The sequence below is a fragment of the Sphingomonas sp. 77B genome (genome assembly GCF_056497825.1).
Genome location: NZ_JBWMBY010000001.1, coordinates 757875 through 782052, shown reverse-complemented (window position 1 = coordinate 782052; position 24178 = coordinate 757875). Strand labels below are relative to the sequence as shown.

The 24178-nt window shown below is 66.3% G+C and carries 21 protein-coding genes and 1 tRNA gene; 15 read left to right on the top strand and 7 right to left on the bottom strand.

All coding sequences use genetic code 11. The annotated features are described in order from the left end of the window. Positions 1-142 precede the first annotated feature (142 nt). Positions 143-1975, top strand: a complete 1833-nt coding sequence (locus AC1GI4_RS03610; RefSeq protein ID WP_479628586.1) for a histidine kinase dimerization/phospho-acceptor domain-containing protein — start codon at positions 143-145, stop codon at positions 1973-1975. A 92-nt stretch (positions 1976-2067) separates the two neighbouring features. After that, complete coding sequence (locus tag AC1GI4_RS03605) at positions 2068-2976, top strand: polysaccharide deacetylase family protein (RefSeq protein WP_479628585.1); 909 nt, start codon at positions 2068-2070, stop codon at positions 2974-2976. Between the two features lie 35 nt (positions 2977-3011). On the opposite strand, the gene AC1GI4_RS03600 is transcribed toward AC1GI4_RS03605, so the two are convergent. After that, positions 3012-4055, bottom strand: a complete 1044-nt coding sequence (locus AC1GI4_RS03600; protein ID WP_294273130.1) for a mannose-1-phosphate guanylyltransferase/mannose-6-phosphate isomerase — start codon at positions 4053-4055, stop codon at positions 3012-3014. A gap of 171 nt (positions 4056-4226) precedes the next feature. Between AC1GI4_RS03600 and AC1GI4_RS03595 the strand changes: the two genes are divergently transcribed. The 10 genes from AC1GI4_RS03595 to AC1GI4_RS03550 all read left to right on the top strand — a co-directional run bounded on the left by AC1GI4_RS03595 (position 4227) and on the right by AC1GI4_RS03550 (position 13968). Continuing rightward, complete coding sequence (locus AC1GI4_RS03595; protein ID WP_294273133.1) at positions 4227-5615, top strand: TIGR03013 family XrtA/PEP-CTERM system glycosyltransferase; 1389 nt, start codon at positions 4227-4229, stop codon at positions 5613-5615. Between the two features lie 2 nt (positions 5616-5617). Continuing rightward, complete coding sequence (locus AC1GI4_RS03590; RefSeq protein ID WP_479628584.1) at positions 5618-7645, top strand: tetratricopeptide repeat protein; 2028 nt, start codon at positions 5618-5620, stop codon at positions 7643-7645. A gap of 46 nt (positions 7646-7691) precedes the next feature. Further along, positions 7692-8513, top strand: a complete 822-nt coding sequence (locus tag AC1GI4_RS03585) for an ATP-binding protein (RefSeq protein WP_479628583.1) — start codon at positions 7692-7694, stop codon at positions 8511-8513. 115 nt (positions 8514-8628) lie between these two features. Next, a tRNA-Pro gene (locus AC1GI4_RS03580) sits at positions 8629-8705 on the top strand. Between the two features lie 77 nt (positions 8706-8782). Next, entirely contained in the window at positions 8783-9334 is a 552-nt protein-coding gene (pnuC, locus tag AC1GI4_RS03575) for a nicotinamide riboside transporter PnuC (protein WP_479628582.1), read from the top strand. After that, complete coding sequence (locus AC1GI4_RS03570; RefSeq protein ID WP_479628581.1) at positions 9331-9858, top strand: AAA family ATPase; 528 nt, start codon at positions 9331-9333, stop codon at positions 9856-9858. Before pnuC ends, AC1GI4_RS03570 begins: the two co-directional genes overlap by 4 nt. Before the next feature lie 38 nt (positions 9859-9896). Then, the gene (lepA, locus tag AC1GI4_RS03565) at positions 9897-11708 is read left to right on the top strand and encodes a translation elongation factor 4 (RefSeq protein ID WP_007404479.1); all 1812 of its coding nucleotides are present in this window, start codon (positions 9897-9899) and stop codon (positions 11706-11708) included. Between the two features lie 218 nt (positions 11709-11926). Next, entirely contained in the window at positions 11927-12676 is a 750-nt protein-coding gene (gene modA / locus AC1GI4_RS03560; protein ID WP_294269215.1) for a molybdate ABC transporter substrate-binding protein, read from the top strand. 7 nt (positions 12677-12683) lie between these two features. Further along, positions 12684-13373 (top strand): molybdate ABC transporter permease subunit, encoded by a 690-nt coding sequence (gene modB / locus AC1GI4_RS03555; RefSeq protein WP_479630341.1) that lies wholly within the window; start codon positions 12684-12686, stop codon positions 13371-13373. After that, positions 13363-13968 carry an ATP-binding cassette domain-containing protein gene (locus tag AC1GI4_RS03550; RefSeq protein ID WP_294269218.1) on the top strand — a complete coding sequence of 202 codons (606 nt, stop codon included), beginning with the start codon at positions 13363-13365 and terminating at the stop codon, positions 13966-13968. The genes modB and AC1GI4_RS03550 overlap by 11 nt, the downstream gene beginning before the upstream one ends. Here the strand turns inward: AC1GI4_RS03550 and AC1GI4_RS03545 are convergent. The 5 genes from AC1GI4_RS03545 to AC1GI4_RS03525 form a co-directional block, all read right to left on the bottom strand. Next, the gene (locus AC1GI4_RS03545) at positions 13965-14756 is read right to left on the bottom strand and encodes a hypothetical protein (RefSeq protein WP_479628580.1); all 792 of its coding nucleotides are present in this window, start codon (positions 14754-14756) and stop codon (positions 13965-13967) included. The genes AC1GI4_RS03550 and AC1GI4_RS03545 overlap by 4 nt on opposite strands. Before the next feature lie 81 nt (positions 14757-14837). Next, entirely contained in the window at positions 14838-15728 is an 891-nt protein-coding gene (locus AC1GI4_RS03540; RefSeq protein ID WP_479628579.1) for a DMT family transporter, read from the bottom strand. Positions 15729-15855: 127 nt separating this feature from the next. Beyond that, complete coding sequence (gene rpsI, locus AC1GI4_RS03535; protein ID WP_061778995.1) at positions 15856-16398, bottom strand: 30S ribosomal protein S9; 543 nt, start codon at positions 16396-16398, stop codon at positions 15856-15858. Further along, positions 16398-16877 (bottom strand): 50S ribosomal protein L13, encoded by a 480-nt coding sequence (gene rplM, locus AC1GI4_RS03530; protein ID WP_042488064.1) that lies wholly within the window; start codon positions 16875-16877, stop codon positions 16398-16400. The genes rpsI and rplM overlap by 1 nt, the downstream gene beginning before the upstream one ends. A gap of 122 nt (positions 16878-16999) precedes the next feature. After that, positions 17000-18055: a COX15/CtaA family protein gene (locus AC1GI4_RS03525; protein WP_479628578.1), complete on the bottom strand. Its 1056-nt coding sequence runs from the start codon at positions 18053-18055 to the stop codon at positions 17000-17002. Between the two features lie 100 nt (positions 18056-18155). Here AC1GI4_RS03525 and AC1GI4_RS03520 point away from each other — a divergent pair, with 100 nt between their 5' ends. The 3 genes from AC1GI4_RS03520 (at position 18156) to AC1GI4_RS03510 (ending at position 22889) form a co-directional block, all read left to right on the top strand. Next, positions 18156-18623 (top strand): Fur family transcriptional regulator, encoded by a 468-nt coding sequence (locus AC1GI4_RS03520; RefSeq protein ID WP_294269229.1) that lies wholly within the window; start codon positions 18156-18158, stop codon positions 18621-18623. A 286-nt stretch (positions 18624-18909) separates the two neighbouring features. Further along, a complete protein-coding gene (locus tag AC1GI4_RS03515; RefSeq protein ID WP_479628577.1) occupies positions 18910-21888 on the top strand; it encodes a TonB-dependent receptor plug domain-containing protein in 2979 nt (992 codons plus the stop codon). 14 nt (positions 21889-21902) lie between these two features. Beyond that, positions 21903-22889 (top strand): glycoside hydrolase family 43 protein, encoded by a 987-nt coding sequence (locus tag AC1GI4_RS03510; protein ID WP_479628576.1) that lies wholly within the window; start codon positions 21903-21905, stop codon positions 22887-22889. Between the two features lie 208 nt (positions 22890-23097). Here the strand turns inward: AC1GI4_RS03510 and AC1GI4_RS03505 are convergent, their stop codons facing one another. Further along, positions 23098-24102, bottom strand: a complete 1005-nt coding sequence (locus tag AC1GI4_RS03505) for a LacI family DNA-binding transcriptional regulator (RefSeq protein WP_479628575.1) — start codon at positions 24100-24102, stop codon at positions 23098-23100. Between the last annotated feature and the right edge of the window lie 76 nt (positions 24103-24178).

Sequence of the window (24178 nt, the reverse complement as noted above, 5' to 3'; positions counted from 1 at the left end):
TACTATAAGAAAATTACGCACTACCGTAATTCTCGGGCATTGCAACGGCACCGATAAGGATATTTGCAGGTTACCAGTTGGAAGGATAAGGACGTTAAGACAGGGGCGTTAGGGCCGATCGGCCATGCGTGAAGGGAGCTCAGTGCGGTTCGACGATAGTCTGGCGACGATTTTATCGGCCGACACTGCGACGCCTTTCGGCGCGCAGACTGCCTGGCGGCAGCTGATCGACTTGATAAGCCGTGGCCGTGTGCCTGCCGATCCGCCGATGCTCGCGCGGCTTGCCGAACTGCGTGCTGCGGTGGCCGAGGGCGTTCGCGTCGCCAGCGCGCGCATCCTGAGCAGCGGCCACCCGCCCGCCGCACTGGTCGGCTTCTTTGCACAGGATACGATGGCGGTCGCCGCGACGGTGCTGCGCAACGTCGAACTGGCGGACGATGACTGGCTGGGGATTCTGCCCAACCTGACCCCGCGCACCCGCTCGATCCTCCGGCACCGGCGGAACTTGTCCGAGACCGTGATGCGCGGCCTGGAAAGTTTCGGTTCGGTCGATTTCGTGCTGCCGAACATGAGCGGCCCGGCCAATGCGATCATGGATGCCGCATTGCCGATCGAGGCCGCGCCGGAGCGTGTGAGCGAGCCCGCCGCGCGCGTCCCGGAGCCGCCCGAGCCAGGCGTAACGCCCAAGCCGATGACAGCCGAGCCCGTGGCCGAAGCCGAGCCCGTGTCCATCCTTCTGGATCCGGTGCCGACCCAGGCCGCGACGCCTTTCGTCGCTCTGGGGCAGGTCGCCCGCAGCCTGCCCTTCATGGCGGAGGCGATGCGTCATGCCCTGCCGACCGCTGCACCGCCACGATATGAGATCGCCGATCTCGTCGCGCGGATCGACGCCTTCAATCAACGGCGTGAGGAAACGACCGGCGTGCCGCAGCGCGACGCCGGACCCGTGCATTTCGACTTCGAAACCGATGCCAACGGCCTGATCCTGGGCGTCGAGGGCGTCACGCGTGGTCCGCTGGTCGGCGTCAGCATTGCGGAAACCGCGATGCAGGGGCTGGCGCAATTCGACGGCGTGGCGATGGGGGCCTTTCGCCGCCGCTCCGGATTTCGCGATGCGCGGCTCGAAATCGGCGGCAGCTCGGCGGCGGCGGGATCGTGGCGTGTATCGGCCATGCCCTTTTTCGACCCTGCATCCGGCCGTTACGCGGGGTATCGTGGCAGCGGTCGTCGCCCGCGCCGGGACGAGATGGCCAATGTGGTCGAAGCCGTTCCCGAAACTTCCTCGTCCGATTCGCTGCGCCAGCTGGTCCATGAACTGCGGACTCCGGCAAACGCGGTGGCGGGTTTTGCCGAGCTGATTGAAAGTGAACTGCTCGGCCCCGTCGCGCCGGTCTATCGCGACCGCGCCAGTGCCATCCGGGCGATGGCGGCCGACCTGCTCGCCTCGGTCGAGGATCTCGACACCGCAGCCCGGATCGAGGGGCATGTGCTGGAGCTGCGGCCAAGCATCGTTCCGCTCGTCCCGCTGATCCAGCGGGTGTTGGTCGACCTGCGTCCGCTGGCCGAATTGCGGCGTGCCGAAATCCGCTTCGACATGTCGTCGTCCCCCTTATGCGCGTTGGCCGATGACCGGGCGAGCGAGCGGCTGCTGACCCGGCTTTTCTCCGTGCTTTTGTCCAACTGCGTGGTGGGCGAGCGGCTGTCGGCACAATTGTCCGCCGATCAGGGTATGGCGGCGCTGCGCATCGATCGCCCCCTGTCGCTGACCGTCGAGGCGGATGCCGGGCTGTTGAGCGAAGCGGGAGATGAGGAGCAACGCGACGGCGCGCCCCTGCTCGGCACCGGGTTCTCGTTGCGTTTGATCGACAAGCTCGGCGCCGAGATGGGCGGCGGGCTGACCATCGGCCTGCACCGTGTCGTGCTGGCGCTTCCGATCGGCGAGGAGAAGCGCGCGGGACAGGCATCGATCGCCTGACCGTGCCGAGCGCCGCTCGCCCCCGGCGTCATGAGGCGGCTAAGGCTGCCGAGCGCGTCATTTGGCCCGAGACGTTCGGGCGACGTTTCCTCGTGACTGTCGATGTCGAGGAGGAGTTCGACTGGAGCGCGCCGCTCGACCGCCGCCATCGGTCGACCAAGGCGATGCGCGCCTTTGGACCTGCGCATCGACGATTCGCAGAAGCCGGGGTCGGGCTCAACTGCATGGTCGACTATCCGGTCGCGGTGGACCCGGCGGCGGTGGACATCCTGTCCGCCTGCCTGGCGGATGGCCGATCCGAGATCGGCGCGCAGCTGCATAGCTGGGTGACACCGCCTTATGAGGAGGTCGTCGATCCCTTTACCAGTCATGCGGGCAACCTGCCGGGCCCATTGGAAGCCGCCAAGCTCGACACATTGACCGATGCGCTCACCGCTTCGTTCGGCATACGGCCTCGTGTCTTTCGGTCGGGGCGCTATGGGTTGGGGCCGTCGTCACTGTCGTTGCTGGCCTCACGAGGCTACCGGATCGACAGCTCGATGCGCGCGCTGCACGATTATGGTGCGACAGGCGGCATGGATTTCAGCGCCATCGACGCCCATGGCTTTCGCCGTGACGGCATGGTCGAGTTGCCCCTGACCAGCGTCTACACGGGCTTGTTGCGATGGGGAGGCGCGGACCTGTATCGCCGCGCCGGGCACTGGCCGCGTGGGCGTGGGGTCCTGGCGCGGGCGGGGCTGCTGAACCGTATTCCCTTGACGCCCGAAGGGGTGGGCATAGGCGATGCGCTGGCGGCGATCGATCGGGCGCTGGCCGATGGTGTGCGTCTGCTGACCTTTTCCTTCCACTCGCCGACGCTGGAGCCGGGCCATACGCCCTATGTCCGCGACGCGCGCGACCGGGCGATGTTCGATCGGTGGTGGGATGCGGTTTTCGAGCTATTGACCAGGCGCGGCGTCACCGCAACGACGATCGACGAGATCCTGTCCATCACCGGATAACCGGGCCGCGTTGAGATGCGACCCGGTCGTTGGGATCAGCGCTTCATCGCCTCGATCAGCTTCTTGACGTCCTGGCTGCGACCGCGCGGCAGGATCAGGATATCGTCCCCGCTCGCCACGACGATCAGGTCCTGCACGTCGACGGCCGCCACCCGGACCCGGTCGGTGCGGATCAGGCAGTTCTTCGTGTCGATCGCCAGCACCTCGCCGCGATGCGCATTGCCGAAGCCGTCCAGCTCGCTGATCGAATGCAGCGCGTCCCAGCTGCCGACATCGTTCCATCCCATGGCGACGGGGACGACCGCGACCCGGTCGGCGCGCTCCATCACCGCATAGTCGATCGAGTCCGACGGGCAGGCCGAGAACTCCGCTTCATCCGGGGAGATACGCTTGCCATCATGCTTGGCCGCGCGCATCGCCTTTTCTGCGGCGACCAGCATTTCGGGGGCGTGCTGGCCCAGCTCTTCTAGGAAGCGATCGGCGCGGAAGAGGAAGATTCCGCCGTTCCAGGCATAGTCGCCGCGCGCCAGCATGGCTTCCGCGCGTTCCAGCCTGGGCTTTTCGACGAATCGAGCGACCTGATGCACGCCCGGTGCGATCTCGCGCCCGACCTGGATCCAGCCATAGCCCGTTTCCGGCTTGTCGGCCGTGATGCCGAAGGTCGCGAGCCAGCCCTGCGATACCATCGGCAGCGCCGCGCGAATTGCAGCGTGGAATGCATCGAGATCGGCGATGACATGATCCGACGGCATGACCAGCAGCACGTCTTCGGGCTTGGCGGCCAGCGCAGCGAGCGCGATGGCGGGGGCGGTGTTGCGCGCCACCGGCTCCAGTACCAGCGCCTGGGGCGGCGTGCCCGCCTCCGTCAACTGGCTTTCGACCAAGTCGGCATGGCGCTGTCCGGCGACGACGATCGGCGCGGCGAAATCGTTGGATTTGGTCCGCTGCGCGGTCAACTGCAGCATCGTCTCGTCGGAGGTCAGCGGCAACAGCTGCTTGGGCATCTCCGGCTTCGACATCGGCCAGAGACGCGTGCCGGAGCCACCGGACAGGATGACCGGCACGATCGGATTATGCATGAATGCCCCTTCTGATTGTCCGAGCCACCGAGAGATATGTCGGTGGCCAGGACGGTTGTAACGCACCCACAACGCATATCTTCACGCTTCGTTTGTCATTGTCTGCAAAAATTGGGACAAGCAGCTACCGAAAGCGGGGTTGCGTATGCGTTGGGGATGTCGATCCGGTAGATGATCCGCCTGTTCAAACATTATGTCCCCCATGCGGCGCTGTTGCTCGGGCTGGTCGACTTCCTGCTCCTGATGGTCGCGGCCGAGCTGGGCTGGGTACTGCGCGCGTACCAGATCGGTTATCCGGCAGGCTCGTTTTTCGAGCGGCTGCCGCAGGTGCTGAGCTTTGCGATCCCGCTTCAGATTTCGTTGCTGGCGGTGGGCGCCTATGCCGCCGCCTCCTTCCTGTCGCTTCGTTTTGCCGCGGCGCGCCTGATGGTCGCGATCTCGCTGGGCGTGATATTCCTGTCGCTGATCTTCTTCTTCTTTCCCAACCTGTCCTATTGGCGGTCGAGCCTGTTCTTCTCGATGGTCATCGCGGTCATGCTGCTGGTGGTGGTGCGCGGGCTGCTCGGTCGTTTCCTGGGCGGTGATCGGTTCAAGCGCCGTATCGTCCTGATGGGCGCGGGCGAGCGTGCCGCGCAGATCGCCGCGCTGGCGGCCAGGCCGGGGAGCAATTTCGTGGTCGCGGGGGCGATCGCCATGAGCGGGGACGAAACCGCAATTCCCGGCGCCGTTCCGCGATCCGCGATCCCCAGCCTGTCGGGTTTCGTGCTGGAGCGCGAGGCGGGCGAGGTGGTGCTGGCACTTCAGGAACGACGCGGCTCGCTCCCCTATCAGGACCTTCTGCGCGTTCGCACGACCGGCGTGCATGTTTCTGAGATATCGAGCTTTCTGGAACAGCAGACGGGACGTATCGATCTGGCGTCGGTCAGTCATAGCTGGCTGATCTTTTCCGAGGGTTTCGCGTCGGGCCGTATGTGGTCGGCCATGGCCAAGCGCGCCTTCGACATTTCGGTCAGCCTGATCCTGCTGGTCGTGGCGGTGCCGGTGATTGTGGCGACCGCCCTCCTGATCCGACTCGAGTCGCGTGGACCCGCCTTCTATCGCCAGCGGCGCGTCGGCCTGTTCAACCAGCCTTTCGACATTCCCAAACTCCGCTCGATGCGGCAGGATGCCGAAGTGGCAGGGCAGGCGGTCTGGGCAGAGAAGGACGATCCGCGCATCACGCGGGTGGGGCGTTTCATCCGCAAGGTGCGGATCGACGAGCTGCCGCAAATCTGGTCGGTGCTGACCGGAGAGATGAGCTTTGTCGGCCCGCGTCCCGAGCGGCCGCAATTCGTCGAGCAGCTCGAACGGCAAATCCCGTTCTATGCCGAGCGGCACATGGTGAAGCCGGGAATCACGGGCTGGGCGCAGCTCAACTATCCCTATGGCGCGTCGATCGAGGATGCCCGGCACAAGCTGGAATATGACCTGTATTATGCCAAGAATTATTCGCCCTTTCTCGACGCGTTGATCCTGCTCCAGACGCTGCGGGTCATTCTCTGGCCTTCGGGCGCACGCTGATCGTGGCGACCGACGAGGCGGTGATAGCGAAGGGGCGCGACCGGCGACGGTCGCAGCCCTATCCGATGATGCGACGCAAGCGGCGCATCTGGAAGCGGCGATCGATCCAGCGGCGTATCCGCATCCTGGCCGTCCTGTTCGTCGTCGCGCTGGCGATGGCGGGGCTGCTGGCATTGGCTCGCGGCGGAAAGCCTCCGGTCGATCCCACTCAGGCACTGCGACGTGCGACTGCGGCACTGGAAGCAGGCAATTATCATTCGGCGCACGATCAGGCGCGGCAGGCGGCGGACGCAGCACCCCGGTCGCGGACGGCGCAGATGATGCTGGCGCGGACCAGCCTGTTGCTCGGCGAAGGGGTGACGGCCGATGCGGCCCTCGACCGGGCCTTGGCCGACGGCGTGCCGCTGAACGAGACGCTGGCGGCCAGGGCCGAGGCGCGGCTGATCCAGGGCGATCTGGCGGGGGCACAGGATGCGGTCGACCGGATGCCGGCCGAACGCGACGCCGCCATGGCGCGGATCGCGGCGCAGGTAGAGGCAGCAGAGGACGACAGCGGCTTTGGTGGCGCGGCTTTGCGCCAGGAGCTGCAGAGGCTGGCCGACCTCTATCCCAAGGATGCGCGCATCTGGACCGACCTCGGACGGAGCCGGTTCGGTGCGGGCGACATGGAGGGGGCGTCGCGGGCAGCGGCGCGCGCGGCCGGGTTGGCGCCCGCCGACCCCGATGCGCTGACCCTGCAGGGCGAAGTGCTGCGCGCCCGTTACGGGTTGGCCGCCGGACTGCCCTGGTTCCAGGCGGCGCTGGCGCGGGATGCCTATCACCTGCGGGCACTGCTTCAATATGCCGCGACGCTTGGCGACCTGGGTCGGGCGAGCGAGGCGCTGGCCGCGACGCGTTCGGCCCTGGTGTCGCAACCGGGCAATCCCGAAGCCTTTTATCTCCAGGCGGTCATCGCGGCCCGGGCAGGACGTTACGCCCTGGCGCAGCAGCTCCTGCAGCTGACCGGCGGCACGCTGCGAATGCGGCCCGGCGTGGCGATGCTGGAGGGGGCGGTCGCCTATGCGCAGGGGCGGCCACAGCGGGCGGTGCGTGCCTGGACCCGACTGGTCACCATGCAGCCGATGAACGTCGTGGCGCGCCAGTTGCTCGCCGCGGCACAGATCGGCGCGGGCGATAGGCCCGCCGCGCTCGCGACGCTGCGTCCGATCCTGGCGCGGACGGATGCGGCGGGCTACGCCATCCGGCTCGGGATCGTGGCCGATCCCGATGCCGCCGCCGCGTTGAGCGACCGCGCCGCGCTGGCCCGGAGAGGCGATGCCGCCATCTTCCGATCCGATCGGGCCGTCATCGATCTTAAGATCGGAGCGAAGGATGCCCCGACCGATCCCACCTATGCGCTGGGCATGATCCGGGGGCTGGCGAGCCAGGGCGACCGCGCCGGTGCGATCCGGGTCGCCCAGTCGCTGGTCGTCGCAAGCCCCGGCGCACCGGCCGCGCAGCTGGCTTACGGCGATATACTCGCCACTGCGGGGCGAAATGCCGAGGCCTTGAGGCCTTATGCCAAGGCGGCGGACCTGACCTTCGACGAGCCGACCATGTTGCGACTGGTCGACAGCTATCAGCGGACGGGGCGTGCGCGGGACGCGGCGGTCAGCCTGGGGCTGTATCTTTCCCAGAACCCGCAAAGCGTGCCCGCCCGTCGCCTGCTCGCTCAGTGGCAGATGGCCGCCGGTCGATGGGACGACGCCATCGAAACGCTAGAGGGGCTCCGCGCTCAACTCGGGTTGCGCGATATCGCGCTGCTGCACGATCTTGCCGTCGCGTATGTCGGGGCGGGGGACGGCGTGGTGGCGCGGCGCTATGCGGCGGCGGCCTATCGACTGGCGCCGATGAATGCGGCGGTCGCGGACGCCTATGGGCAGGCGCTGGCGGCGGACGGTGCGCCGGACGCCGCACGGCAGTTGTTCGACAAGGCGCTGGCCCTCGCACCGGGTGATCCCACGATCCTCGCCCACCGCGCCGCGCTCTGACGCTGCTCGCTTGGCAGGCGGGGGGCGGTGCCGTACCAGCGCAGCCATGACCGATCTTGCCCATTCCGCTTTGGAGCGTATCGCCGCCGCGCTGGAGCGTCTCGCGCCGCCGCCCGCCCCCTCGGCCGATCCGCTCGCCCATCCGGCCTATCGGTGGCGGGGCGGGGCGCTCGATGCCGCGCGTGGGTTCTCGCCGATGCCGCTCGGCTTGTTGCAGGGGCTGGATCGGCAGCGCGAGGCGTTGCTCGCCAATCTGTTCCGGCTGGCGGACGGTCATGCGGCGCAGGACGTGCTGCTCTGGGGCGCGCGGGGCACAGGCAAGTCGGCGCTGGTCAAGGCGGGCGTCGCCACCGTCCAGGCTGATCGGCCGGGGCGGCTGGCGCTGGTGTCGGTCGATACGCTCGACAGCCTGCCGGAATTGTTCGCCATGTTGGAGGGCGTCGACCGCGCCTTTGCCGTGTTCATCGACGATCTGGGGTTCGACGAAGCGGGGGAGGGGCGCAAGCTACGCTCGCTGCTCGACGGCGGCGCGGAGGCGCGGCCAGCCCATGTCCGGCTGCTCGTCACCGCCAATCGCCGCCATCTCTTGCCGCGCGACCTGAGCGAACAGGACAGCGCGATCAATCCCCGCGATGTCGTCGACGACCAGCTTGCGCTTTCCGATCGGTTCGGTCTCAGCCTGGGATTCCACACGCTCGATCAGGACGGATATCTGGCGATCGTGCGCGCCTATGCAACGCGGCATGACCTGCCGTTCGACGGGGACGAGGCGGTGAACTGGGCGACCCGTCGGGGCAGCCGTTCGGGCCGCGTGGCGTGGCAGTATATCGTCGATCTGGCGGGGCGGATGGGGCGAAGTCTGTCATAATTTCGCCGACGGATAAAAAACCGCTTGCGCGCTTCCGAACCGCTGGCTATTGGCGCGCCTCCAGCACGGATCGGCCTTCCCGAAAGGCTCTGAAAACCGATCCGTACTCTCTAGTCGGGGAGTAGCTCAGCCTGGTAGAGCACTGCCTTCGGGAGGCAGGGGCCGGAGGTTCGAATCCTCTCTCCCCGACCATTTTCGCCGCTGATGATGCGGCCTGCTTCACCGATAGCGAACAGCACCTAACGGGCGATGTAGCCTGACCGGGTAGCATGACCTGGCTCGAATCCATCGCCTTTGTCCTCGGTGTCGCAAATGTCACGCTGGTCGTGCGGCGCAGCCTGTGGAACTATCCGGTCGCTCTGGTGATGGTGTCGCTCTACGCCCTGCTGTTCTGGCGTGAGCGGCTGTACAGCGACGCGGCGTTGCAGTTCTTTTTCTTCTTCCTCAACCTTTACGGCTGGATCGTCTGGCGGCGCAGCGTCGCACGCGAAGGCGAGGTGGCGGTGGCGATACTCACGATCCGAGCCCGTTGCTACTGGCTGGCTGGAATCGCCGTGGCGGCCGCTGCATGGGGTGGCGCGATGGCGCACTGGACCGACGCGGCCATGCCCTATTGGGACGCCGCCAATGCCGTCGCCAGCGTTGCGGCGCAGATTTTGCTGGCAAGGCGACGGCTGGAGAATTGGTTGCTCTGGATCGCGGTGGATATCTCTTCCATCGCGCTTTACGCGGTGAAGGGCCTGACGCTGACCGCTTTTCTCTATGTCATCTTTCTGGGACTGTCGCTGTGGGGCTATCGTGAATGGCGAGGACGCGCGTGAGGAGCATCTGTCTTCACGGCCCCGAGAGCACCGGCAAGTCGACGGTCGGGCCGCGTTTGGCCAAGGCCCTGGGCGGACAATATCTCCCGGAATATGGCCGCGACTATGCCGAGGCGCATGGCACCGACTTCACCATGGCCGATCTGCTGGCGATCGGGCGGGGTCATGATGCGATGCTCGCCGAGGCCGTGGCGCGCGGCCCCCGGCCGGTCGTCACCGACACCGATCCGTTGATGACCGCGGTCTGGGCGGACATGCTGTTCGGTCGGCGTGATCCCTGGTTCGCCGATTGGAACCGCCTGTCGGACTTCTACCTGCTCTTCGCCCCCGACCTGCCCTGGGTCGAGGACGGCACCCGCCTGTTCGGCACACTCGCCGAACGACAGCGCTTCTTCGACTTGTCGCGGGCCGAGCTGGATCGGCGCGACGTGCGCTATGCCCTGGTCGAAGGGCAGGGCGAGAGCCGCTATGCAAATGCGCTGGCCGCGATCGATAGCTTTGGCATCCGCGCACATCTTTGCTAACGGCGGATGCAATAGCTTTTCAGGAAACCATTCCCCCCGTGTCCACGCCGCTCGACAAGATCCGCAACTTCTCCATCATCGCGCATATCGACCATGGCAAGTCGACGCTCGCCGATCGCCTGATCCAGTTTACCGGCGGCCTGACCGACCGTGAGATGAGCGAACAGGTTCTCGATAACATGGAGATCGAGAAGGAACGCGGCATCACCATCAAGGCGCAGACGGTGCGCCTGGCGTACAAGGCGCAGGACGGCGAGACCTATACGCTGAATCTGATGGACACGCCGGGCCATGTCGACTTCGCCTATGAGGTCAGCCGGTCGCTGGCGGCGTGCGAGGGCGCGCTGCTGGTCGTCGACGCCGCGCAGGGTGTCGAGGCGCAGACGCTGGCCAACGTCTATCAGTCGATCGAGCATGACCATGAGATCGTGCCCGTCATCAACAAGATCGACCTGCCCGCCGCCGAACCCGAAAAGGTCCGCGCCGAGATCGAGGACGTGATTGGCATCGACGCCTCGGGCGCGGTGCTGGCCAGCGCGAAGTCGGGCATCGGCATCGGCGACATCCTGGAAGCGATCGTCAAGAACATCCCCGCGCCCAAGGGCGATGCGACCGCGCCGCTGAAGGCCATGCTGGTCGACAGCTGGTACGACCCCTATCTGGGCGTCGTCATCCTGGTCCGCGTGATGGAAGGCACCCTGAAAAAGGGGCAGCAGATCAAGTTCATGCAGGCGGGCACGACCCACCTGATCGACCGTGTCGGCTGTTTCCGGCCCAAGATCGAGCAGCTGACTGAGTTGGGCGTGGGCGAGATCGGCTTCATCACCGCGCAGATCAAGGACGTGGCGCAGGCGCGGGTCGGCGACACGCTGACCGACGCCAAGAAGCCGACCGAGCAGGCACTGCCGGGCTTCAAGGAAGTCCAGCCGGTCGTGTTCTGCGGCCTGTTCCCAGTCGACGCCAACGACTTCGAGAAGCTGCGCGAGTCGATCAGCAAGCTGCGGCTGAACGACGCCTCGTTCAGCTTCGAGATGGAAACCTCGGCGGCGCTTGGCTTCGGTTTCCGTTGCGGCTTCCTGGGGCTGCTGCATCTGGAGATCATCCAGGAGCGTCTGACCCGCGAGTACGACCTCGACCTCATCACCACCGCGCCGTCGGTGGTGTATCAGATCGAACTGACCCATGGCGGCGGCCAGATCGACCTGCACAACCCGGCCGACATGCCCGATCCCAACAAGATCGAGTCGATCAGCGAGCCGTGGATCGAGGCGACCATCTATGTTCCCGACGAGTATCTCGGTTCGATCCTGAAGCTGTGCCAGGACCGGCGCGGCATCCAGAAGAACCTGACCTATGTCGGCGGCCGTGCGCAGGCGACCTATGAGCTGCCGCTCAACGAAGTCGTGTTCGATTTCTACGACCGGCTGAAATCGCTGTCGAAGGGCTATGCCAGCTTCGACTATCACCAGATCGGCTATCGCGAGGGCGACCTCGTCAAGATGTCGATCCTGGTTAACGAAGAGCCGGTCGACGCGCTGTCGATGATCGTCCACCGCGGCACCGCCGAGACGCGCGGTCGCGGCATGTGCGAGCGGCTGAAGGAACTGATCCCACGCCACCTGTTCAAGATCCCGATCCAGGCGGCGATCGGCGGCAAGGTGATTGCGCGCGAGACGATCAGCGCGATGCGCAAGGACGTGACCGCCAAATGCTATGGCGGCGACGCAACACGTAAGCGCAAGCTGCTGGAAAAGCAGAAAAAGGGTAAGGCCAAGATGCGCGAGTACGGCTCGGTCAGCATCCCGCAGGAAGCCTTTATCGCCGCGCTGCGCATGGGCGACGAGGCGTAACCCTAAATCCTCCCCAAGCTCGCTTGGGGAGGGGGACCGCCGCGAAGTGGTGGTTGAGGGGCAAAGCCACGCTCGCCAAGGCCCCTCCGTCAGGGCTTCGCCCTGCCACCTCCCCAAGCGAGCTTGGGGAGGAATTCACTGGCGATCGAAGGAATAAATTTGTTCCTTGCGCGTTACAGCCCTTGAACGCCATCAAGGCGAAAAAGGGGACGCCGTTGATGGGACTACGATTTGCCGCACTGGTCGGCGCACTCAGCCTGTCCGTTCCGGCCGTTGCGCAGATCCGTCCCCCGCTGGTCCTCGCCGCCGCCAGCCTTCAGGAATCGATGACCGCCGCTGCCGATGCCTGGGCGAAGAAGGGGCATCCCCGTCCCGTCATCTCGTTTGCCGCCTCCTCGGCGCTGGCGCGACAGGTGCAGGCGGGGGGCAAGGCCGATCTGTTCGCCTCGGCGGATGAGGAATGGATGGACGTCCTGCAAAAGGATGGCCTGCTCGCCGACAAGACCCGGAGCGCCTTTCTGGGCAACCGCTTGGTCGTGATCGCGCCCATGGGCAAGGGCGGGCAGGTAACGACGCGCACGCTGGGCAAGACGCTATCCGCCGGGCCGCTCGCCATGGCCGATACCGACAGTGTGCCCGCAGGCAAATATGGCAAGGCGGCGCTCGAGAAACTGGGCGCGTGGGCGATGGTCGCGCCGCATGTCGTGCGCGCCGAGAATGTCCGCGCGGCACTTGCCCTGGTCGAGCGGGGGGCTGCTCCTTACGGTATCGTCTATGCGACCGACGCCAAGGCGTCGCCGCGCGTCCGCGTGGTCGGCATGTTCCCGGCCGCCAGCCATCCGCCGATCACCTATCCGCTCGCCCGGCTGAAGGCCGCGACCAACCCGGAAAGCGAAGGTTTCCGCCGCTTCCTGTTGTCGGGCGAGGGCAAGGCGATCTTCCGGCGCTACGGCTTTTCGACGCGATGATGGCGTGATGCTGTCTGCCGAGGAATGGGGGATCGTCCGGCTGTCGCTGCTGGTCGGCGGCACGGCGATGCTCGTGACCCTGCCGATCGCCTTTCTTCTGGCCTGGGCACTGGCGCGGGGGCGGTTTCCGGGGCGGGTGCTGCTCGACGGGATCGTTCATCTGCCGCTGGTCGTGCCGCCGGTCGTCACCGGCTGGGTGTTGCTGCTGGCTTTCGGGCCGGAGGGGTCGGTCGGGCGCTGGCTGGCGGAGTGGTTCGGCGTCAGCGTGTTGTTCCGCTGGACGGGCGCGGCGATCGCGGCGGGTGTCATGGCCTTGCCGCTGGTGGTGCGCGCGATCCGCTTGTCGATCGAGGCGGTCGATCCCCGACTGGAGCAGGCCGCCCGGACGCTGGGGGCGGGGCGCGCGCGTGTCTTTGCTACCATCACTTTGCCGCTATGCGCGCCGGGCGTCCTGGCCGGACTGGTGCTGGGCTTTGCGCGCTCGATCGGCGAGTTTGGAGCGACGATCACCTTCGTCTCCAATGTTCCCGGCGAGACGGCGACCCTGCCGCTCGCCATCTATTCGGCGCTTCAGCGGCCGGGCGGTGAGGACATGGTGTGGCGGCTGGCCAGTGTCTCGGTCGTCCTGTCGCTGGTCGCGCTGATCGCCTCCGAATGGCTGGCGAGGCGGATGGGGCGGGGGCTGCATGTCCTTTGACGTCGATGTCACCGTGCGGCGTGGCGAAGGGCAGATCGCGGCGCGCTTCGTTACCGGGCCGGGGGCGACCGTGTTGTTCGGCCCGTCGGGCGTCGGCAAGACCACGATCCTGCAAATGGTCGCCGGACTGGTCCGCCCGGAAAGCGGCCATGTCCGGGTCGCGGGCGAGACGCTGTTCGACGCCGCCGCCCGCATCGATGTCCGCCCCGAACATCGCCGGATCGGCTATGTCTTTCAGGAACCGCGCCTGTTCCCGCACCGACGGGTCGCCGCCAATCTGCGTTATGGCATGGCGCGCGGTGCGGGTGACTGGGACGGCGTGATCGCGATGCTGGGCATCGGCCATCTGCTGGACCGTTGGCCGCGCAGTCTGTCCGGTGGCGAGGCGCGGCGGGTGGCGATCGGGCGGGCTTTGCTCAGCAACCCGCGCGTCCTTCTGCTGGACGAGCCGCTGTCGTCGCTCGACCGCGCGCGTCGGGGGGACATTCTGGACGCGCTGGAGGCGGTGCGTGACTGCAGCGGCATCCCGATCCTGATGGTGACGCACGATCCCGAGGAAGCCGAGCGGATCGCCACCGCCATCGTGCGGCTCTAACGGACGGCCTTAGCAGGCGGATCGGTGCACCACAGGACCTGTCCGACCAGCCGGGGCTTGGGACAGGCGCGATCGGGCAGGGGAAGCGGTCGGCCCGGCTGCCACAGTTTCAGGCGACGCAAGATCTCGGGCATTTCCGAATCGATCACCGCCAGCGGATTGCCGTCGCCATAGCGCGTCCCGCTCCGGTAGCGTAGGACGGGCGCATAGCGGCCGCTCGCGTTCATGCGGTTCACCGTGATCCAGAAGCCGAACGGTGCGTCGGACGTCGGGACGGCGGAGACGATCGCGCCCCGCAAGGCGCCTTTTTCGATAAGGCGGACTTCCTGGTTGTTGTTGCGGCTCGTCTGCTGGCGAAAGACGGGTAGGAAGCGCCCGCCCGCCCGGTCATAGGACAGGGCCATGCGCCCGACCCGCTGGTCGCCATTACCGGCATGGACGCTTGCGACCTGCACCCAGAGCAGGGCGCGGTCGGCGCTGGGGCGGACGATCCGTGCGCTTTCCAGATAATGGGCTTCGTCGAATGAGCCGGGCTGGCCCGGATTGGCCAACAGATCGTCAAGCGCGGGGCGGCACGTCCGTCCGCCGTCGCGCGTGAGGCAAAGGTGCAACTTGCCCGGCGCTGTATCACCGCCGGGGTCCTCGACATCCGGGCCCTGGCTCGCCACAAGTCGCCAGCCCGGGGCCATGCCGGAAAGATCGACGGGCGGCGGTGCCGCGGCGACGGCAGGCAGCGCCAGCATGGCCAGCCATGGCAATCGGCGGCGGGTACCAAGACGTGCCTTCATGTCCCTTCCTCCATCGAACCGAATGTGCGGCAGCGCGGATGGCTCCGTCATGAAGCGGGGGTGATGTTCCTGATAGTCCAGTCAGAACAGGGTCGTCAGCAGCACCCCGCCGATGATGGCGATCCCCGACAGGATCTGGCGCGCGCCCAGCCGCTCGCGGAACAAGCGATGCCCGGCCATGGCGGCGATCGGCGCCTCGATGATGCCCAGCGCGCGAACCGGCGCGGCGGGCGACAGGGCGAGCGCGACGAACCAACCTGCGGAGGCGCAGGCGCCGCACAGCCCCGCACCCAGCGACGGCCGCCAACGGCGCGCGACTTCGACAAGCGTCGCCGGATCGCGCCAGGCGAGGATGAGGCCGAGTGCGACCGTCTGCATCGCCTGCACCACCGCCACACAGACCAGTGCGGCAAAGACGGGATGGACGGGGTCGAGGGCCAGCGCGGCGTGGCGGAAGGCATTCAACGAAAAGCCGAAGAAGAGACCCGACGCCAGTCCCATCGCCGCGCCGATCAGCGAGGCGCGACGCTGTTCGGGTGGTGGCCAGGACAAGGCAACCAGCCCGATGGTCGTGATGACGACGCCCACCCAAGCCACGTCGCTGATCCGGTCATGATAGACGATCAGGCCGAGCAGCGCGGCCAAAGGCAGCGAGCTTTGCTGGAGCGCGGTGCCGACCGCGAAGCCCGAACGCTGCATGGCGTCGAGCAGGGCGGCGGTTGCCAGCACCTGCGACGCGGCACCGACGATCGCCGAGAGCCAGAAGGCGCCGCTCCAGCGGAGATCGGCACCCGGCATGGCAAAATGCGCAACCGTGACGAACAGGATCGAGAAGGGCAGGCCGAAGAAAAACCGGACCAGCGTCGCGCCCCAGGGGCCCGAGGATGACATGACCCCACGCTGCAGGGCGTTGCGCCCGACCTGGAAGACCGAGGCGGCGATGGTCGCGGGAATCCACAAGGGGTTCGTCATGGGTGCATTCGTCCTGTCGGGCGCATGAAGTCCGCCCCAAACGAAAAGAGCGGCCCGTTGCCGGACCGCTCCTTCGTGCTTCGTAGCATGTCCCCGGATGGCATACGCGATCCGAGGCTGCCCGCAATTAGCGCTTCGAGAACTGGAAGCTGCGACGCGCCTTGGCGCGGCCATACTTCTTACGCTCGACGGTACGGCTGTCGCGGGTCAGGAAGCCAGCGGCCTTGACCGGAGCGCGCAGAACCGGCTCGAACTTGGTCAGCGCCTGGCTGATGCCGTGCTTGACCGCACCGGCCTGGCCCGACAGACCGCCGCCCTTGACGGTGCAGATCACGTCATACTGACCTTCGCGCTCGGTGATGCCGAACACCTGGTTGATGACGAGGCGCAGCGTGGGACGTGCGAAATACACTTCCTGGTCACGACCGTTGATCGTGATCTTGCCCGAACCCGGCTTCAGCCAGACGCGAGCGACGGCGTCCTTACGACGGCCGGTCGCGTAGGCGCGGCCGAACTTGTCCAGTTCCTGCTGACGCAGCGGGGTGGTGCTGACGCGCTCGGCGGGAGCGGCAGGCGCTTCACCGGCAGCGGCGGTCTGCGCCGGAGCGGCAGCGGCCTGCTGGTTCAGGGTGGCGCCGAGATCGGCGAGCGACTGGCGGTTATCGGACATTATGCGCCCACCTTGTTCTTGCGGTTCATCGACGCGATGTCGAGGACTTCGGGGTTCTGAGCGGCGTGCGGATGCTCGGTGCCGGCGAAGATGCGCAGGTTGCGCATCTGCTGACGGCCCAGCGGGCCACGCGGGATCATACGCTCGACGGCCTTTTCCAGGACGCGCTCGGGGAAGCGGCCTTCCAGGACCTTGGCGGCGGTGATGCCCTTGATACCACCAGCGTAGCCGGTGTGCTTGTAGTACACCTTCTGACCCAGCTTGTTGCCGGTGAAGCGCACCTTGTCCGCGTTGATGACGATGACATTGTCACCGCAATCGACGTGCGGGGTGAACGACGTCTTGTGCTTGCCGCGCAGGATGTTCGCGATGATGGTGGCGGCACGGCCGACAACCAGACCGTCGGCGTCGACGATATGCCACTTCTTTTCCACCTCGTGCGGCTTGGCCGCCTTGGTGGTCTTCATGAGCGCCTTCATGGGCGTGAGACCTTTCGGTTTGAAATGCAACACGCCGCCCGTGAACCCGGGCGGCGCGAACGAGGGTCCAATGCTGGAGGACCCCCAAAATGTCAAGCAAAGTGGGGCTTTGCTGACGGGTATTATGATACCTTGCGGGTTTGGGCGGCGCTCCCGAGGCGGTGCGCGGCGGCGGTCGCGGCGATCAGCAGGAGCGCGGCATTGGCCTGATGCGAAACCGCGATGTCGATCTGCACACCTGACAGAAGCGTGGCGATGCCCAGGCCGATCTGCACGACGACCAGCACGATCACCAGCCATCCGGCACGCAGCGCCCCGTGGCGGATGGCTCGTGCCGCCATCCAGACGAGCATCCCCGCCGCGGCGAAGGCGAACCAGCGATGGATGAACTGCACGACGACGGGGTTGTCGAAGACATTGGCGATGGCGGGCGACATCATCGGCGTACCCGCCGGAAACCACGCGTCGCCCATCAGCGGCCAGCTGGAAAAGGCATAGCCCGCGTCCAGCCCGGCGGTCAGCGCGCCGAACATCAGCTGGACGAACAGCGTCACCACCGCGCCTGCACCCAGCAGCGTCAGCCGGGCAGGGGCCGCGAGGCGATTGCGGTGCAGCGCCATCAGGTCGAGCGCCGTCCACACGATCCCCGCCAGGATGAACAGCGCGGTCAGCAGGTGGACGGTCAGCCGGATATGGCTGACATCGGTTCGCTCGACCAGACCCGAGGCGACCATCCACCAGCCGACCGCGCCCTGCAGTCCGCCCAGCGCCAGAAGCGCGACGAGGCGGGGCTTGTAGCCCGCCGGAATGGCCTTTCTCGCCCAGAACCAGATCAGGGGGAGGGCAAAGGCCATGCCGATCACCCGGCCCAGCACGCGGTGAAGATATTCCCAGAAGAAGATCGCCTTGAACCCGGCCAGCGTCATGTCGCGGTTGAAGGTCCAATATTCGGGGATCCGTTTGTAATTGGCGAATTCGGCCTGCCACTGCGCGTCGGTCAGCGGTGGCACGATGCCGGTGATCGGCTTCCATTCGGTGATCGACAGGCCGCTATTGGTCAGGCGCGTGATGCCGCCGACCACGACCATGGCAACGATCAATCCGGCGACCGCGAACAGCCAGCGCGCGACGGCACGGGGGCGGGCGGTAATCATGAAAGCAGGGCTCGGTTGCAGCATGGCGCCAGACATAAGCCTTGGTGTCGCCAAGCGATAGTGGACCGAATGCCCCGCCGCGCCGCACCTTGCCCGCCGGGGCGGCACCGCCTAAATCCCCTCCATGGCGCATGCTCACACACATCAGGAGCCCCAGGGGGCCGATCTCTCCATCGCGGCCAAGGCTACTCTGGAGCGTGCCGGGGAGCAGTGGACGGCGATGCGCGCCAGCGTGTTCGAGGCGCTGGCCGGGTTCGAAAAGCCCGCCTCGGCCTATGACATCGCCGATGTCATGTCGCAGTCGCAGGGGCGACGCGTGGCGGCGAACAGCGTCTATCGCATCCTCGACCTGTTCGTGGGCGCGAACCTGGCCCGCCGGGTCGAGAGCGCCAATGCCTATGTCGCCAACGCGCATCCGGACTGCCTGCACGACTGTATCTTCCTGGTCTGCGACAAATGCGGGCAGATCACGCATATCGACGACGACCGTCTGACCGGCGCGGTTCGCGACGCGGCCGTCGGCGCGGGCTTTCGCCCCGAGCGGCCGGTGATCGAGGTCCGCGGTCGCTGCGCGGACTGCCCGAAGGATTGAGTCCGCAAAACTCTTCCCCGGTACGGGGAGGTGGCAGCGCACAGCGCTGACGGAAGGGGGGCTTCTTCAAAGGTCATCCTTTGGGGGCGCCCCCCCTCCACCAGCTTCGCTGGTCCCCCTCCCCGTGCCGGGGAGGATGAATTGATTCGGGCAGGACAGTCGCCCATCCCTTCGGACCCACCCACCTGACGCACATGTCATTTTGCAACATTGACACGCGCGCAAAAACAGGAAAAGAGTGCTGGTAACGTTACCAGATAAAACAGAATCAAAAGGGATGAGGATCATGATGAGGACGGGAACGCATACCCGGCGGCTGCGCCGTCGCGCCTTGGGCGCAGCCAGCCTGATGGTTCTGGCGGGCGGAATGACCGCTGCACCCGCCTGGGCGCAGGTTTCTCCGAACCAGGCCGCGCAGGACGCTCCGTCCGATCCAACCTCCACCGCCCAGACCGATCAGGCTGACGAAGCCCCGACCCGCGACATCATCGTGACCGGATCGCGCATCACGACCGGAGGCTTCACCGCACCGACCCCGACCACGGTGATCGGCGAGGAACAGATCGCCGCCAACGCCCAGCCCAACATCTTCACCACGGTGGCCCAGCTCCCTTCGCTCCAGGGTTCGACCGGCACCGCGACGAACACGTTCAGCACGTCGAGCGGACAGCAGGGCCTCAGCTCCTTCTCGCTGCGTGGCGTCGGTGCGATCCGCACCCTGACCCTGCTCGACGGCCAGCGCGTCGTCGGTGCGAACGTCACGGGCGTTCCCGATATCAGCCTGTTCCCGCAGCTGCTCATCAAGCGCGTCGACGTGGTCAACGGCGGTGCCTCGGCCTCCTATGGCTCGGACGCGGTCGGCGGTGTGGTCAACTTCATCACCGATACCCGGTTCAAGGGGATTAAGGGCAATATCCAGGGCGGTGTCACCACCTATGGCGACGATCAGCAGGTCCTGATCCAGCTGGCGGGCGGCACCAGCCTGTTGAACGACACGGTGCATGTGATCGCCAGCACCGAATATGCGCATGAGGACGGCGTCGGCGGTGGCGACTTCGGCATCGGCCTGGCGAATGGCCGTGACTGGTTCCGCCAGTCGACGCTCATCAACCGCAACGTGCTGAATGACGGGTCGCCGCAATATCTGTTCCGCGACTATGCCCAGTCCTACAACTATACGAAATACGGCCTCATCACCGCCGGACCTCTTCAGGGCATTGCCTTCGACCAGTCGGGGAACCCGTTCCAGTTCCAGTACGGCTCGAACGGCGTGCCCGCGCGCGACGCGGCGGGCAATGTCCGGGGCTGTCTGCCCGGCTTCTGTCAGGGCGGCGACCTGTCGGGCAATGTCGATGCCGGACGCTCGCTCCAGTCGAAGATCCAGCGCGTCAACAGCTATGGCCGGATCGGTTACGACTTCGCCCCCAATGGCGAGATTTACGGTACGATCAATATCGGCCAGGTGAAGACCAACAACCAGCCGGTCGGCGGGCAGAACCGGCCGAACCTGACCATCCAGTGTGCCAACCCTTACGTCCCCGCACTGGTCAAGGCGCAGTGCGCCACGGCGGGCATCACCAATTTCCAGTACGGCACCAGCAATGCCGCGCTGGGCAACACCCAGGTCTATACCGATCGCCGCCAGTTCCGTTTCGTCGCAGGGGCCAAGGGGCGTGAGAGCGTCGCCGGGTCCGACTGGTCCTACGACATGTATTACGAGCACGGGACCAACTATACCGATGTCGATGTCAGCAACATCATGCTGTCGCGCCGCTTCAACCAGGCGATCAACGCGACGACGCTGAACGGCGCGATCGTCTGCGCCGACGCGACCGCACGCGCCAATGGGTGCCAGCCGCTCAACATCTTTGGGGGCAATCCCTCGGCGGCCGCGATCAGCTACATCATGCCGCAATATGGGCCCTATCAGCGGACCCGCCAGACGCAGGACGTCATCAGCCTGAACTTCTCGGGCTCGCCCTTCTCGTCCTGGGCGGGGCCGGTGTCGGTCGCGTTCGGTGGCGAGTTCCGCCACGAATTCTACCGCGTGCGCGCCGATCCCTACGGCGCGGGCTTCGCCAACAGCCCGGCCAATGCCAACTACCCGGCCGACCCGGCGCTGCTCGCGGATGGCAACAACTGGTATGCGGGCAACTACAAGAACGGCACCGGCGCCTATAGCGTCAAGGAAGCGTTCGTCGAAGCCGACCTGCCGATCATCAATTCGGACGCCGGGGGCCGCGCGAACATCAACGGCGCGGTGCGTGTCACCGATTACAGCACCTCGGGCACCGTCTGGGCATGGAAGGTCGGCGGGACCTGGGACCTGCCGGTCGACGGCCTGCGCATCCGCGGCGTGACCTCGCGCGACGTGCGTGCACCCAACCTGTCGGAGTTGTTCGCCGCGCCCGTCACCACAACGCTGCCGGGCTTTTTCGATCCCTTCCGCAACGTCAATGTGCTGGCACTTCAGAACACTATCGGCAACGTCAACCTGAAGCCCGAGATCGCGCGCAACACCACGCTGGGCATCGCCTTCTCCAACTCGCAGGCGATACCGGGGCTCAGCCTGTCGGTCGACTATTACAAGATCAAGATCACCGACGTGATCTCCAGCCTGGGCGCGCAGGACATCGTCAACCTGTGCTACCTGAACATTGCGCCCGAGACCTGCGGCGTGTTCAACCTGAACAATTCCAACGGCCCGAACTTCATCAACGTCCAGTCGTTCAACCTGGCGTCGATCCTGACCGACGGCTTCGATATCGAGGCGAGCTATCGCTGGCGCAATCCGCTGGGCCTGCCGGGCAGCCTGACGCTGCGTGCGCTGGCGACCAATATCCGCCGCTTCATCACCGACACCGGCCTGCCGAACACGATCCCCAACGATACGGCGGGCGTCAACATCGGCAACACGCCGAAGTGGAAGTGGCTGGCGGTGCAGACCTATGCCACCGACAACTGGTCGCTGTTGCTGCAGGAGCGCTGGTTCAGCGACGGCAAGCTGGGCAATCAATATATCCAGTGCACCACCGGCTGCCCGGCCTCGACCGCCAACCGGCCGACGATCGACAACAACTTCATCCCCGGCGCCTTCTATTTCGACGTCGGCGGCACCTATAATGTGACGAAGGCGGTGACGGCCTATTTCAAGGTCGACAATGTCTTCAACCGCGATCCGGCCCGCTCGCCCTATTTCGTCAACCCGGCGCTCTACGACGTTCTCGGGCGGGTGTTCCGCGCGGGCGTGCGCTTCAACTTCTGATGGTGGCAAAGGTCATGACGAATTTGCGGACGATCGCGTCCCTGCTGCTGCTCGCTGTGTCGGGGGCGGCACTGGCGGCCGACCGACCCGGGAGCAACCCGATCATCCGCGACCGCTTCACGGCGGACCCTGCGCCGCTGGTCGTGGGGGATCGGCTGTACCTGTATGTCGGGCATGACGAAGCCCAGCGCGACGAGATGTTCAACATGAAGGAGTGGCTGGTCTACTCCACCACCGACATGAAGAGCTGGACGCCGCACGGGCCGATCATGAACGTGAAGGACTTCAAATGGGCCAAGAAGGACGCCTGGGCCAGTCAGGCGATCTACAAGAACGGCAAATACTGGTTCTATGCCGCCGTCGAGCATGACAACACCCATCCGGGCAAGGCGATCGCGGTCGCCGTGTCCGACAAGCCCACCGGCCCCTTCGTCGATGCCAAGGGATCGGCGCTCATCACCAACGAGATGACGCCCAAGGGCACGCATAGCTGGGAAGACATCGACCCGACCGTCATGACCGATGACGACGGCACGACCTGGATCGCCTGGGGCAACCGGCAATGCTATATCGCCAAGTTGAAGCCCAACATGATCGAGATCGACGGCCCGATCACTGAGATCACGCCGCCGCATTTCGAGGAAGGGCCGTGGCTGCACAAGAGGGGCAAGCTCTATTACCTGACCTATGCGTCGCTCGACCGGACGTCGCAGCGGGACGAGCATGTGTCCTACGCCACCGCGCCGTCACCGATGGGGCCGTGGACCTATCGCGGGCTGCTGACCGGCTCGGGCAAATACAGCTTCACCATTCATCCGGGCATCGCCGACTTCAAGGGCAAGTCCTATCTGTTCCTGCACAATGCCACGCTGGCGATCGGCGACCAGAGCGGTGCGATCGGGCGGCGCGCGGTGACGGTCGAGCGGCTTTACTACAATCCCGACGGGACGATGAAGCCGGTCGTGCAGACCGATGCCGGTGTGACGGCATCGGCGCGATAGGGGGGTGAACCTACCTCTTTCTCTCCACCCCGGCGAAGGCTGGGGCCCAGTCGCCACGCGTTCGGAATGGTCGGGTAATGCCTTGGATCGATGCGAGCCCCTCCCCTTCAGGGGAGGGGTTGGGGTGGGGCCTCGCCGCGAACGCTGCGCCTTGGGATACGCCCCACCCCCGGCCCCTCCCCTGAAGGGGAGGGGTGGAGCGGCAGTTTTACGAACGCGGCGGGGCGGTGGAGTCGCGTTCGATCAATTGATGCTCCAGCACCGTGACGCGCGGCTGGCCGTTCGGCGCCGGAACCCCGCCGCGAATTTCCTGGATCAGCCGTTGCAGCGCCTCGGTCGCCAGCGCACGGACGGGCTGGTGGATGGTGGTCAGCGGCGGCCAGAGCGTCGTGGCGGCGGTGCTGTCGTCGAAGCCCACCACGGTCAGGTCGCCCGGCACGTCGAGATGCCGCCGATGCGCGACCGAGACGATCGCGGCGGCCATGTCGTCGTTGCTGGCGAAGATGGCGGTCGGCGGACGTTCGCCACCGAGCAACGCCTCACCCGCCGTCAGGCCCGAGGCATAGCTGTAATCGCCCTGGACGATCCGCGTTTCGAGGCCGCCTTCCTCCTCGACCGCGCGGCGAAAGCCCGCCAGACGCTCGATACTGGCCGACTGGCCGGGATTGCCGTGGACGAAGCCGATGCGGCGATGGCCCAGGCCGATCAGGTGACGGGTCATGTCATAGGCGGCGCGGGCATTGTCGATCCACACGGACACGGCGTCCGGCGCGACGCCGCCGATCACCGCCATGGGCAGGCGCGCCTCCCGGATGATGTCGCGCACGAAGTCGGATTCGCCCAGCGGCGGCGCCAGGATGACGCCCGCGATCCGCTGTTCGATCAGCCGTTCGATCGCCTCGCGCGTCGGCGGGCGGCCCTGTTCGCCCTTCAGCAGGAAGAGCTGCGCCGCGCGGGTCGAGGCTTCCTCGAACACGCCGACCAGCAGCTCGCTCATGAAGGCGGCGCTGGGGTTGGAATAGATGACGCCGATACGGATCTCGCGCGACGTGACCAGGCTGCGCGCCATCAGGTTGGGCGTGTAGTTCAGCCGCTTGATGACTTCGCGGACATGGCCGCGAACCTCGTCGCGCACGCCCGCATCGCCGTTGATGACGCGCGAGACGGTCATGGGCGAGACACCGGCCTCCTTGGCCACATCGATGATGGTCACGCCGCGCGGGCGCTTTCGGGTCTTGGTCAAGGTCATCCTGTCCCGTCATCGGGCTTCACGCTATGCCGATGCTCGG